This window comes from Streptomyces sp. NPDC054783 (genome assembly GCF_053611725.1).
This window is the reverse complement of sequence record NZ_JBSHAY010000001.1, coordinates 281,620-294,203: the sequence shown is the minus strand read 5'-3', so window position 1 is coordinate 294,203 and position 12,584 is coordinate 281,620. Positions and strand designations below refer to the sequence as shown.

The window sequence follows — 12,584 nt, the reverse complement described above, 5'->3', positions numbered from 1 at the left end:
CACGCAGAACGGAGAGCCATGGCCTCCTCACGCTTGCTCCGCAGATGTCTCCTCGCCGCCCTGTCCGCGGCGCTGGTCGGTTCCGCCGCCGTCGGTCCGGCGCGGGCCCAGGCCGCCGCGCCGGCCGCGGCGACCGTCACCACCTTCTCCGACACCTTCGACGGGCCCGCCGGCTCCGCGGTCGACTCCTCGAAGTGGAATCTGGAGACCGGCGACAACGTCAACAACCACGAACGGGAGTACTACACCTCCGGGACGAACAACGCGGCCCTGGACGGCCAGGGCCACCTGGTGATCACGGCCCGCAAGGAGAACCCGGCCGGTTACCAGTGCTGGTACGGCAGCTGCCAGTACACCTCGGCCCGGCTGAACACGGCCGGGAAGTTCAACGCCCAGTACGGGCACGTCGAGGCGCGGATGAAGATCCCGCGCGGGCAGGGCATGTGGCCGGCGTTCTGGATGCTCGGCACGCCCGTGAACTGGCCCGACTCGGGCGAGATCGACGTGATGGAGAACGTCGGCTTCGAACCCTCGACCGTGCACGGCACCATCCACGGCCCCGGCTACTCCGGCTCCGGCGGCATCGGCGCGGCCTACAGCCTGCCGAACGGACAGGCCTTCGCGGACGGCTTCCACACCTTCGCCGTCGACTGGGCACCCGGCTCGATCACCTGGTCCGTGGACGGCACCGTCTACGAGCGGCGCACGCCCGCCGACCTGGGCGGAAAGACCTGGGTGTTCGACAACAAGCCGTTCTTCCTGATCCTGAACCTGGCCGTCGGCGGCTACTGGCCCGGCGACCCGGACGGCAGTACCCAGTTCCCGCAGCAGCTGGTGGTGGACTCGGTGTCGGTGACGACGAGCGACAGCGCGGCCGGGGTGCCGATACGGGGCCTGGCCGGCAAGTGCGTGGACGTGGCCGGCGCGAACTCGGCGAACGGAACACCGGTGCAGCTCTACGACTGCAACGGCACGGCCGCGCAACAGTGGACGGTCGGCCCGGACGGCACGATCCGGGCGCTCGGCAAGTGCCTGGACGTCACCGGCAACGGCACCGCCGACGGCTCGACCGTCCAGCTGTGGGACTGCACCGGCGGCCCGAACCAGAAGTGGACCGTCACCGGGGCGCACGACATCGTCAACCCGCAGGCGAACAAGTGCCTCGACGTGACCGGGAACAACTCGGCCAACGGCACACGCCTGCAGATCTGGACGTGCACGGGCGGCGCCAACCAGAAGTGGACGGTCGGCTGAGCCGCGCGCCGCTCAGTGCAGCGTCCAGGTGTACTTGCCACCACCGACCCAGCGGACCATGTCGGGGTCGTCCAGGTCGTGGATGGTGATGCCGTACGAGGCGGCGGCCTCCAGTACGTCGGTGACGGTCCTGGCCTCACCGATGACCTGACCGTCGATCTCCATGATCCTGAAGGGCGGCTCGCCGGGCTTGCCCGGGCACACCCCGTGCACCAGGACCCGTGGATGGGAGATGTAGGGAGCTCCTTGTTCGGTCATGCAATAGAGCGTAGAACGCATCGCGTCCCGATGAGTCATCCACCGAAGCCGTCCAGGAGATCAAGAACCGCCGCCTCGACCGCCCCCTGGGTTCGAACAGCTCGAAGACGGCCGGGGCGGTGCAGGAGGACCGGCACACCGCCGGTGTGTTGCCCGGACAGTGCCAGCGGCCCCGCGCGTGGTGGGCGAGGAAGCGGTCGCCGCCGCGCGGGCGCCGCAGCAGCGCCCGGGCGACGGTGCGGAGCTGTTGGTCGACGAGGGCGCGGACCGTCTCCACGCCGCCCTCGGCCGGATAGCTGAAGGTGATCTCGCCCCGGCCGCGGCCGACGTGCTCGCGGAGCATGGTCGTCAGGCCGTGCGTCTCCCTGAAGCGGGTGTGCCGGTCGCTGCCGATGCGGAAGAAGCCGAGGTCCAGCAGGCGGACCGCGCAGGCGGTGATCCTGATCGGGGTGGGCCCGCGCCCCGCGAGGTCGACGGCGACCTCGGCCCGCAGCTCGGGCGGGGCCCGCGCGACCTGCCGTACGTGCTCGTGCTTGGCCTCCTCCTGTGCGGCCAGAACCGCTCGTGGTACAGGTACTGGCGCCGCCCGGCGTCGTCCGTGCCGACGGCCTGGAGGCGGCCGCCCGGCCAGGGACAGATCCACACCTCACGCCATGCGGGCGGGATGGCCGGGGCCCGGATCCGGGCGAGCTCCCCGGCGTCGGTGAGGGGCCGGCCGGCGGTGTCGGTGCAGCAAAAGCGCTGGCCGCAGCGGATGCGGCGGTAGCCGGGCCCGTCGCAGGAACTCGTCCGCAGCCGCATGGTCCCAGGGCCGGCGCCAGTCGTCGGCGGCCGGGTGGGAACCGGCCTGGGGGCCCATCCGCAGCATGCCGCCGTCGACGCTCCAGGAGGCGCCGGTGACGTACGAGGCGTCCGGGCTCGCCAGGAAGGCGACATTGCGCCGTGCAGGGCGCGGTGCGTGCGGGGCTGCGGGTGCGTTGCGGTTGCTCGCGCCCACGCGGCGGAGCCGCTCATCGATACGGCCCCGCGCGCCGTCGGGGCGTCTGAGGGAACCTTGGTTGCATGGATCCCGTTGCTGCGCTCGACCGGATCGCCTTTCTGCTGGAGCGGTCGCTCGCGCCCACCTACCGGGTGAAGGCCTTTCGGACCGCCTCGCGGACGTTGGCCGTCCTGCCCGCGGACGAGGTGTCCGAGCGGGCGGCGGCCGGGACGCTCGAGGCACTCAAAGGGGTGGGGCCCAAGACCGCGCAGGTGGTGCGGGAGGCGTTGGCCGGGGAGGTGCCCGGTTATCTGCGGAAGCTGGAGGAGGAGGCCGGGGCGTCGGTCGGGGCGGAGGGCGCCGGGGCGGAGTTGCGGGCGCTGGTCCGGGGGGACTGTCACACCCATTCGGACTGGTCCGACGGAGGGAGCCCGATCGAGGAGATGGGCCGGGCGGCGGCCGAGCTCGGACACGAGTGGACCGCCCTGACCGACCACTCCCCCCGGCTGACCGTGGCCCGCGGCCTGTCGCCGGAGCGACTGCGGGAGCAGCTGGCGGTGGTGGCGGAGCTGAACGCGCGGTGGGCGCCGTTCCGGCTGCTCACCGGCATCGAGTGCGACATCCTCGAGGACGGCTCGCTGGACCAGGAGCCGGAGTTGCTGCAGCGGCTGGACGTGGTCGTGGTGTCGGTGCACTCCAAGCTGCGGATGGACGCCCGCTCGATGACCCGCCGGATGGTGGCCGCCGTACGCGATCCGCACGCCGATGTGCTCGGGCACTGCACGGGGCGGCTGGTGACGGGCCGCGGGCGGCCGGAGTCGGAGTTCGACGCGGACGCGGTGTTCGCGGCCTGCGCCGAGTCCGGTACGGCCGTGGAGATCAACAGCCGTCCCGAGCGGCTGGACCCGCCCCGCCGGCTGCTGCGCCGGGCCGTGGAGGCGGGGGTGCTGTTCTCCGTCGACACCGACGCGCACGCGCCCGGCCAGCTCGACTGGCAGATCCTCGGCTGCGCCCGCGCCGAGGAGTGCGGGGTGCCCGCCGAGCGGGTGGTGACGACCTGGTCCGCCGACGAGCTGCTGGACTGGACCCGGGAGGGCCGGGTCCCGGCACGCGTGGCGGGTTCCTGACCCGCCCGGCGTGGTACCCGGCGCGCAGCGAGAGCCAGGAAGGGACCCCGGAGGGACCGCGCCGCCGTCTTCGATGTCGACGGGACCCTCGTCAACACCAGCCATCTGCACGTCGTCACCTGGTGGGAGGCGTTCCGGCAGGCCGGGCACGACGTGCCCATGCACGCGGTGCACCGGGCCGTCGGCCTCGGCTCCGCGGACCTGATCGCCCACCTGCTCGGTGACGGCCGCGACAAGGACCGGGACGGGGAGCTGAGAACCGCGCACAAGACGCTGTACGGCCAGTACTTCGACCGGCCGCCCGCCCTGCCGAAGGCCGGGGGACTGCTGCGCCGGCTGCACCGGGACGGCTGGACGGTCGCCCTCGCCACCTCGGCGGGCGGCGCCGAGCTGGGCGCGCTGCGCCAGGCCGTCGACGCCGACGACGCGATCGCGGACACCGCGAGCGCGGAGGACGTGCAGGAGGGCAAACCCGCCCCGGAGCCCGTGGAGCACGCGCTGGGACCGGCCGGGGTGCCGGCCTCGCGGGCGGTGTTCGCCGGGGACACCGTGTGGGACATGCGGGCGGGCAGCGAGGCCGGGGTGCGCTGTGTGGGCGTGCTGTGCGGCGGGATTCCCCGGGCCGACCTGGGGGGCCGGGGCGGCGGCCGTCTACGCGGACCCCGCCGAACTGCTCGAACGGCTCGACGAAAGCCCGCCGGGGCGAGCATCATAGGGAGTGGCACAGGTCACATGACCGACCGGAACACCATGGAGTGGTTGCCCGTTGAACCAACCGTGGGTACGGATGGGACAGTGTCCCCGGGCCTCACCTTCTGCCCACAGGGACGATCGTTCGGCTGAAGCCCTGTGGAGCCTTTCGCCGAGAGGCGACCGCCATCCGTGCCCGCCACCTGACCGCCCCGGTCGTGAATCCCCCGTCACGGCCGGGGCTCTTTCGTGTTCACCGGCGGGCTGCTCCGGCACCGACGAGTTCGCGGGTGTCCAGGGTCCCGGCCCCGATGAACTCCCGCAGGTCGGCCGTGAGCCGGGCGGCGTGCGTGGCGAACAGGCCGTGGCCGCCGTTCTCGTACATCTTCAGGACGGCGCCCGGCAGCAGCCGGGCCACGCGTTCACCGGTGAGTGCCGACGGCGCCGAGGTGTCGTGGGTGCCGTGCACGACCAGCACCGGGAGGTCCAGCGCGGGCAGCTCGGCGGCGATGTCCAGTGCGGCGACGACGGCCCGGACCGCGGTCGCGGCACGGGGCGTGGCGACCATGCAGCGGCCGATCAGATGGCGGACGTAGGCCGGGGAGACGTCGTTGCCGGGCTGCTGGACAGCGAAGAAGTCGTCCGCGAAGTGCGTGAACCAGGCGGCCCGGTCACGCCGGAAGGACTCCTCGTCGGCGCGTACGGCCGCCGGGTCGATGCCCTCCGGGAGGTTCGGCGAGCGGACCAGGCCGGGGCTGACCCCGGCGACGAGGGCGGCACGGGCCACGCGTGCGGTGCCGTGCCGGGTGAGGCAGCGGATCACCTCGGCGGTGCCGACGGAGTGCCCGACGAGGGTGACCTCGCATACGTCCAGGTGGTCGAGCAGGCCGTGGAGGTCGTCGGCGAGGGTGTCGAGGTCGTACCCGCTCCAGGTGTCCTCGGAGCGTCCGTGTCCCCGCCGGTCCAGCGCGACGCAGCGGAATCCGGCCTCCGCGAGCGGCAGCGTCTGGTACTCCCACATCTCCTGGCCGAGGTAGGCGCTGGCCACGAAGACGGCGACCGGGCCGGTGGCCGGACCGTGGTCGGTGTAGTGCAGACGCGTGCCGTCGACGGGGCTATCGAAATACGGCATGGGGTGCCTCCTCGGCGGTGGGACCTGGTGCGACGCTCTGGGTCGCACCGACGTCCTCGATGCTCCCCGGATCGCCCGCACCGGTCGATTACCTGCCATGTCATGGCCCGGGTGTGCGCGCGCCCGGGCCCGGGTACCCGGCCCATTCCCCGGAGCGTGTGCCGAGAGGAGCCGAAGGTGAGCAGCGCAGCGGGCATCAGGGTCGTCGTCACGGGTGCCACCGGCAATGTCGGCACGAGTGTGGTGCGGTTGCTCTCCGAGGACCCGCAGATCAAGTCGGTGCGCGGACTGGCCCGGCGTACGCCGGCCTGGTCGCCGCCGAAGACCGAGTGGTCCGCGGTCGACATCGCCTCCGAACAGGCGAACCTCGCCGAGCGCTTCGAGGGCGCCGACGCCGTCGTCCATCTGGCCTGGGCGTTCCAGCCGACGCACGATCCGGCGGTCACCTGGCGGACCAATGTCCTCGGCGGCATCCGGGTGTTCGAGGCGGTCGCCGCGGCGCGGGTGCCGGTGCTGGTGCACGCCTCGTCCGTGGGTGCGTACTCGCCCGGCCCGAAGGACCGCGCGGTGGACGAGTCCTGGCCGACGCACGGCTGGCCGGACGCCGCCTACTGCCGGGAGAAGGCCTATCTGGAGCGCACGCTGGACGTGTTCGAGCGGGACCACCCCGAGGTGCGGGTGGTGCGGATGCGCCCGGCGTTCCTGTTCAAGTGGCAGTCGGCGAGCGAGCAGCGGAGGATCTTCGGCGGGCGGTTCCTGCCGGGTCCGCTGGTCCGGCCGGAGCTGCTGCCGTTCCTGCCGGACGTCCCGGGGCTCACCGTGCAGGCGTTGCACACGGACGACGCCGCCGAGGCCTACCGGCTCGCCGTGCACCCGGACGGCGCGCGGGGCGCCTTCAACCTCGCCGCGGACCCGCCGCTCGACGCCGGCGTGCTCGCCGAGCTGCTGGGCAGCCGCCCGGTACGGCTGCCGCGTTCGGCGGCCCGGTCGGCGATCGCCGCGGCCTGGGGGCTGCATCTGCTTCCGGCCTCACCGCACCTGTTCGACGCCGTGCTGCGGCTGCCGCTGATGGATTGCGGCCGGGCGCGGACCGAGCTGGAATGGCAGCCGCGGCGTACGGCGACCGAAGTGCTGCAGGAGTTCCTCGACGGCCTGCAGAAGGGCGCGGGGATGGACACCGAGCCGATGCGCGGGCGCAAGGTCGGCTGACCCGCCCCCGCCCGGGCCGAGGGGAGTACGCCATGGCCGCACAACGAGAGCCGGAGCCGGGCCACGACACGGGCCCGGTCCCCAGGGACATGCCCGACCAGCAGGCGGGCGCGGGCGAGGACCCGTGGGAGGTCAAGCCGGACAAGCCGCGCGAGCAGGACGCGATCCCGGCGGACGACGCACCCGACGCGGACGAACCGTCGGCCTGAGCAGCGGGCTGCGCGGTGCCGGGGAAGGCAGTCGGTCGTGTGCGGCGCCGTCGTGGCTGGTCGCCCCCGTGGTCCCGCCCACGTGGCGGCAGCCGCGTGTCGGACACGGCCCCGCGCCTCCTCGGGGCGCTCGGGGCACCGGTCGTTCAGCGCGGCACCCTCTCCCGAAGTGCCGCTCGCCACGCCGGCAGGCGACCCTCGGTGACCGGTTCCGGGCGGCGGCCGCCGCTGGCGAAGAAGTCGGCCAGAGGCAGGATGGCCGCGCCGACGGTGACCGCGTCCGAGCCGAGCCGCCCGAGGTCGATGGTGACCTTGTCGCCCGGATGACGCAGGGCGTACGTCGCCGCGTGCCGGCGTACGGCCGGCAGGAAGCGGGCGCCCAGCTGGAGGCCGGCCCAGCCGCCGATGAGGATCCGCTCGGGCCGGAAGAGGTTGATCAGGTCGGACAGGCCGGCGCCGACGTACTCGGCTGTCTCCTCCAGGACGGCCAGCGCGACGGGGTCGTGCTCGGCTCCCTCGGCCGGATATGCGGCGGCGAGCATCGCGGTGAGCGCCGTCTCCTCGTCGGTGCCCTCGGGCGGCCGTCCACCCTCCTCCCGCCAGCGGTCGAGCAGCGACTCGGCGCCCGCATAGGCCTCCAGGCAGCCCGGCGCGCCGCAGCGGCAGCGGCGCCCGCGCACCCGCACGGTCAGGTGCCCCCACTCCACCGCCCGCCCGTTCTCCACCTCGGGGGTGACCACGCAGGCGCCGACGCCGGAGCCGAACAGTACGACCACGGCGTTGCGGGCACCGCGTCCCGCGCCGAACCACATCTCGGCCTGGCCCAGCGTCCTGGCGCCGTTGTCGATGAAGTACGGGACCTCGTCCGGGAGCCGGGAGGCGGAGCGGAGCAGCTGCTCCAGCGGGACGGCGTCCCAGCCGATGGTCTGCCCGTGGACGACGGCGCCCTGCTCCGGGGTGTGCTCGACGATGCCGGGGACGCCGACTCCGACGCCGAGCAGCCGCTCGGGCACGGCCTGTTCGGCGCCGAGCACCTCGGCGATGCCGTCGCGGATGTGTCCGGCGATCACCTCGGCGTCGTAGCCATGCGGGACCAACCGGCGTTCGGTGCGGGCGAGTTCGGTCAGGGCCAGGTCGAACAGCTCGACCCGGACGCGGGTTTCGCCGACGTCGACGCCGATCATCTGTCCGCTGTCCGGGGCGACGCGCAGCAGGGTGCGGGGCCGGCCGCCGTCGGAGTCGACACTGCCGGCCTCCTCGACCAGACCGTCCGCGACCAGGTCGGCGACCACGTTGCTGACCGAGCCGGAGCTCAGGCCGGTGGCCGGGCCCAGCTCGAAGCGGCTGAGGGGGCCGTCGAAGTACAGCTTCTGCAGCACCGCCGTGCGGTTGCCCCGCCTGAGGTCGCGTACCGTGCGCCCGTTACGCCCCGCCATGCCGCTCCCTTCACGAACCCTGCCCGACCTGCAACATACCCCTTCAGACAGGCGGAAGGCGAGATTCCACCAACCCTTAGTTCACGATCTGAGCAAAGCGGCTCACCCCGCCGCGTACACGTCCTCCACGTAACGCCCCTCGGCCACCAGCGAGTCGAGCCAACGCCCGGCCGCCGCCTCGTCGCCACCCGGCGTCCGTTCCCGGTACAGCGTGCGGAAGGCCTCGCGGACGCCGGGGGCCATCCGGGCGCCGTCGCCGCAGACGTACACCCGGGCGCCGGCGTCCAGCAGGGCCCAGACCTCGTCGGCCTCGCCGGCGATGCGGTGCTGCACGAAGGCGGCCCCGTTCTCGGGCGCGGCACTGAAGGCCGGGCGCAGCGAGACCGCGCCGGCCTCCTCGGCGCCCCGCAGCTCTCCGGCGTGCAGGAAGTCGGCGTCGGGGGCGTCGCAGCCGAAGTACAGCAGCGCGGGCGGGAGTTCGGTGCCTGCGGCGCGGGCCACGACGCGGTCGGCGACGGCGCCGCGGAACGGGGCGAGCCCGGTGCCGGCGGCGACCATCACGACCGGTGCCGAGCCGTCGATCCGGAAGGCCTCACGGCAGGGCTGGACGCGGGCGTACACGGTGTCGCCGGGACCGAGGGTCGCCAGGTGGCCGGAGCCGGTGCCCCGGTAGCGGCCCTTCCCGGAGCGGGCGGGGACGTCCAGCACGGAGACCATGAGGTCCACGTGGCCCGCGTCGACGGCCGGCGAGGAGGACACCGAGTAGGTGCGCGGCCGCAGCGGGGTCAGCAGGTCGAGCAGGAGCGGCCAGCCCAGGGCGCCGCGCAGGGCGGGGTGGTCCTCGGCGAGTTCGAGCAGGGTGCGCGGATCGTCGCCGGGCAGGGCGGCGAGGGCGGCGCGCTCGGGCGGGCAGGGGTTGGCCTCGGCGAGCAGGGCCAGCTGCCGGGGCGTCGGCCGCTGCTGCAACTCGACGTGGTGCGTGAGGAGTTGCCGTACGGTGAGCGGGCGGTCCACGGCGAGGCCGGCGCGGCTCGGGCGGGTGGCCCGGACGTCCAGGACGGCGTCGGGGTCGAGGCCGTACGCGGCAACGGCGCGGTCGACCAGGTCCGGGGCGTTGGCGGGCAGCACGGTCAGGTGGTCGGCGGTGCGGTGGGTGACGCCCTCGGGCAGCGCGATGCGCAGGAACCGCTTGGTGCGCGGGTGTGCGGGCGCGGTGAGGTCGTACGCCTCGGTGACGGTCATCGGGACCAGCTCGTGCCGGGCGGCGAGGGCGTCCAGCGGGCCGCCGGTCAGCGTGCGGACCTCGTACGCCGTCGCGGGCTCCGCCTCCCCGGTACCGGCGTCGGGGTCGCCGTACTCCGTCAGCAGCGCGGTGCGCAGCCGGGCCGTGAACTCCCGGACCCTACCGGTGAGATCGCCGGAGGCGTCGGCGGCGGTCCGGTCGGTCAGGCGGGTGGCGCCGAGCTCGGCCAGGCGGGCGTCGATGCGGGTGGGGACCTGCTGGTAGGTGGCGGACCAGTTGCGGTCGCCGACGCCGAGGACGGCGTAGGTCACGCCGGTCAGGTCGGGGGTGTCGTCGAGCCAGGCGGTGAACGCGCGGGCGTCGTCGGTGGGGTGGCCGTTGTAGGACGCGGCGGTGATGACGACCGCCCGGTCCGTGGGCAGCCCGTCCGCGTACGCGTCCAGGGCGGCGACGTCGGTGGCACAGCCGACGGCGGCGGCCTCGTCGGCGAGCTGGGCGGCGAAGGCACGGCAGGTGCCGTAGTTGCTGCCGTGCAGGAAGAGGGCGCCGGTGCCGGGACGGACCCGGGCGGGCAGCGTCTCCGGGGCGGGGCCCGCGTCGGTCCGCGCGGGGATGCCGCCCGGCAGCGGGGCGTGCACGCGGTCGGCGGGGGTGCGCGGGGTCAGTGTGAGGGTGAAGTCCTCGGGCTTGAGGGTGAGGGTCTCCTTCACGGTGAGCCGGTAGCCGGCGTGGTCGTGCAGCCGGTAGCGGTGGACCAGCATGGCGAGCAGCATGGTGGCCTCGTGCAGCGCGAACTGCCGCCCGATACAGGCGCGTTCACCGGTGCCGAAGGGTTTGAAGGCGTGCACCGGACGGGCCGCCTCCGCCTCGGCGGTGAACCGCTCGGGGTCGAACAGCTCCGGGTTGTCGCCCCACACGGGCTGCCGGTGCAGCATCGGAGTGAGCACGGTGACGGCCTGGCCGGCCGCGAGCGGGATCCGCCCGCCGAGGAGGGTGTCCTCCCGGGCGTGCCGGCCGAAGGCGGCGGCCGTCGGCCACAACCGCAGTGCCTCGTTCAGCACCTGACGGGTGTAGGTGAGCCGGCCGATGTCGTCGTACGACGGTTCGGGGTCGGCCGCGCCGCCCCACAGTGCATCGGTCTCGCGCTGCACCAGCCGCAGCACGGCGGGGTGCTTGGCCAGGTAGTACAGGGCGAAGGACATCGCGCCGGAGGTCGTCTCGTGGCCGGCGATGAGGAAGGTGATCACCTGGTTGCGGATGTTGGCGGCGTCCAGGGTGGTGCCGTCGGCCGGGTGCGGAGCGCTGAGCATCAGCCCGAGCAGGTCCTCGGCGCCGCTCTGGTCGGTGCCCGCGCGGGAGGCGATGACGTCGTCGACGACCTGGGCGAGGTAGTCGGCATCGGCCCGGAAGGCCGCGTCGGCGGCGGAGTGGTCCTGGCCCGGGGTGCGGGCGAGCCGGTGCATGCTCCACTCCAGGCAGCGGACCATCGACTCCACGAAGGGGTGCGGCTCGCCGCGCTCGAAGGAGCCGAAGTCGTAGCCGAACCCGGCCAGGCCGATGGTGTCGAGGGTCATGCGGGTCATGTCGTCCGGCACGTTCACGGCCCGCCCGTCCCGGGCCGCGCGGTCCCAGGAGTCGATGAGCCGGCGGGCCACCTTGAGCATCACCGGGTGGTAGGTGCGCATCGAGCCGAGTGCGAAGGCGGGCATCAGGATGTCGTGCGCCTTGGCCCAGTTGGGCTCGTCGTTGTACGCCGTGAACAGGCCGTCGGCGGCGAAGGAGCGCACGTTCTCCAGCGCGGGCCCGACGTGCTTGGCGAACCGCTGTTCGTCGGCGAGGTCCGCGACCAGGCCGGCGTCGGCGACGAACAGCACGTCCCGGCCGTGCAGCCGGCGCACGAGCACCGGGCCGTGGCTGCGCATCAGGTCCATGACCTGCTGGAGGGGGGTGCGGCCGGGACCGGTGGCGGTGATGTCGACGACGGGGACGCCGGGCAGGGTCCCGGCGGGGTCGGGGTGCAGTGCGGTGGGGGACATGGCGCGACAACTGCCTTTCGCGGTATCGGAGTACTCGCGGTAACCGAGTACTGCGTTCCAGGGTGGGCGAGCGGCGGTGCGGGTCCGTTCCCCGGCACTACACGATCGCGCAGTCAAATCTCGGTCGCGGGCCTTGCGCCGACAGCGGCCCAAGGTCTTGGCAACGCGCACCGGGGCCGCACGGTTTGCCGCTGACCTGGATCTTCGTCTTGTATGAGGGGGTGGCTCGGCAGTTCGGGAGGTGGGCATGGACCTGGGGCGGGCCGACGGGGTCGTATGGCGCAACCGGGCCCTGACGCTCTTCGACCGGGTGTCGGTGCCGGTCGCCGTGTGCGATGTGTACGGCATGGTGGTGCTGGCCAATCCCGCGATGGCGGCGGAGTGCGGTACGACGCCGGGGCGGCTGCGCGGACGGGACGTGCTGGAGCTGTTCCGCCCGCAGGAGGCCACGCAGGTGGAGCGGATCGCCGAGGCGCTGCGGCTGCGGCACCGCTCGCGCTACCAGGTGTCGGTGCGCTGGCGGGCACCGGGCGGCGCCGAGCGGTTCGGGGAACTGACGGCGGACCCGGTGAGCGACAGCGTGGACGACACACCGGCCCTGCTGGTGATGCTGCGGGTGCGGGGCGAGAGCGCGGCGCCCGAGCCGGAGCCGGCACGGGTCACTCCGGTGGAGGGCCGCGTGCTGGCCCTGCTGGCGGGCGGCGCCACCACGGCCGGCGCCGCCCGCGAACTGGGCCTCAGCAAGGATGGCGTCACCTATCACCTACGACGCCTGTCGGCCCGCTGGAACGCCGCCAACCGAACCGAACTGATCGCCCGCGCCTATGCGTTGGGCGTCCTGGCGCCGGGGGTGTGGCCGCCGGCGGCAGGGACGTCGGCGGCGGGGTAGGGCGAGCGACAGGCTCGGAGGAGACCGGGCGGGGAGAGGCGCACGCGGAGGGCCGATGCCGGAGTGCGAGGAGCCGCCGCAAGCCGCTCCGGAGTCGGCGGGCCGGAAGAGGAACTACCGGG

General features: G+C 73.7%; 10 protein-coding genes and 3 pseudogenes. 6 read left to right on the top strand and 7 right to left on the bottom strand.

All coding sequences use genetic code 11. From position 1 onward, the window contains the following. Positions 1–18: 18 nt before the first annotated feature. Positions 19–1,254: a lectin gene (locus ACWGJ5_RS01360; RefSeq protein ID WP_453307738.1), complete on the top strand. Its 1,236-nt coding sequence runs from the start codon at positions 19–21 to the stop codon at positions 1,252–1,254. A gap of 12 nt (positions 1,255–1,266) precedes the next feature. Here the strand turns inward: ACWGJ5_RS01360 and ACWGJ5_RS01355 are convergent, their stop codons facing one another. The 4 genes and pseudogenes from ACWGJ5_RS01355 to ACWGJ5_RS01340 all read right to left on the bottom strand — a co-directional run. Beyond that, complete coding sequence (locus tag ACWGJ5_RS01355) at positions 1,267–1,488, bottom strand: hypothetical protein (RefSeq protein ID WP_453308248.1); 222 nt, start codon at positions 1,486–1,488, stop codon at positions 1,267–1,269. Beyond that, a complete protein-coding gene (locus ACWGJ5_RS01350; RefSeq protein WP_453307737.1) occupies positions 1,391–2,155 on the bottom strand; it encodes a hypothetical protein in 765 nt (254 codons plus the stop codon). The genes ACWGJ5_RS01355 and ACWGJ5_RS01350 overlap by 98 nt, the downstream gene beginning before the upstream one ends. Before the next feature lie 11 nt (positions 2,156–2,166). After that, a pseudogene (locus tag ACWGJ5_RS01345) lies at positions 2,167–2,313 on the bottom strand (DNA topoisomerase IB); the annotation flags it as partial. A 7-nt stretch (positions 2,314–2,320) separates the two neighbouring features. Further along, positions 2,321–2,446, bottom strand: a pseudogene (locus ACWGJ5_RS01340) (SDR family oxidoreductase); the annotation flags it as partial. 128 nt (positions 2,447–2,574) lie between these two features. Between ACWGJ5_RS01340 and ACWGJ5_RS01335 the strand changes: the two are divergent. Further along, positions 2,575–3,618: a PHP domain-containing protein gene (locus ACWGJ5_RS01335; RefSeq protein WP_453307736.1), complete on the top strand. Its 1,044-nt coding sequence runs from the start codon at positions 2,575–2,577 to the stop codon at positions 3,616–3,618. Between the two features lie 105 nt (positions 3,619–3,723). Then, positions 3,724–4,333, top strand: a pseudogene (locus tag ACWGJ5_RS01330) (HAD family hydrolase). Between the two features lie 228 nt (positions 4,334–4,561). On the opposite strand, the gene ACWGJ5_RS01325 reads toward ACWGJ5_RS01330, so the two are convergent. Beyond that, a complete protein-coding gene (locus ACWGJ5_RS01325) occupies positions 4,562–5,440 on the bottom strand; it encodes an alpha/beta fold hydrolase (RefSeq protein WP_453307735.1) in 879 nt (292 codons plus the stop codon). Between the two features lie 177 nt (positions 5,441–5,617). Between ACWGJ5_RS01325 and ACWGJ5_RS01320 the strand changes: the two genes are divergently transcribed. Both ACWGJ5_RS01320 and ACWGJ5_RS01315 read left to right on the top strand, forming a co-directional pair. Next, positions 5,618–6,649, top strand: a complete 1,032-nt coding sequence (locus ACWGJ5_RS01320) for an SDR family oxidoreductase (protein ID WP_453307734.1) — start codon at positions 5,618–5,620, stop codon at positions 6,647–6,649. Positions 6,650–6,681: 32 nt separating this feature from the next. Then, complete coding sequence (locus tag ACWGJ5_RS01315; RefSeq protein ID WP_453307733.1) at positions 6,682–6,858, top strand: hypothetical protein; 177 nt, start codon at positions 6,682–6,684, stop codon at positions 6,856–6,858. A 146-nt stretch (positions 6,859–7,004) separates the two neighbouring features. On the opposite strand, the gene ACWGJ5_RS01310 is transcribed toward ACWGJ5_RS01315, so the two are convergent. Further along, positions 7,005–8,294 (bottom strand): ROK family protein, encoded by a 1,290-nt coding sequence (locus tag ACWGJ5_RS01310; RefSeq protein WP_453307732.1) that lies wholly within the window; start codon positions 8,292–8,294, stop codon positions 7,005–7,007. 102 nt (positions 8,295–8,396) lie between these two features. Beyond that, positions 8,397–11,573, bottom strand: coding sequence for a bifunctional cytochrome P450/NADPH--P450 reductase (locus ACWGJ5_RS01305; RefSeq protein WP_453307731.1), 3,177 nt, complete (start codon positions 11,571–11,573; stop codon positions 8,397–8,399). A gap of 247 nt (positions 11,574–11,820) precedes the next feature. Between ACWGJ5_RS01305 and ACWGJ5_RS01300 the strand changes: the two genes are divergently transcribed. Further along, on the top strand, positions 11,821–12,462 hold the full coding sequence (locus ACWGJ5_RS01300) for a PAS domain-containing protein (RefSeq protein WP_453307730.1): 642 nt from the start codon (positions 11,821–11,823) through the stop codon (positions 12,460–12,462). The last annotated feature ends 122 nt before the right edge of the window (positions 12,463–12,584 follow it).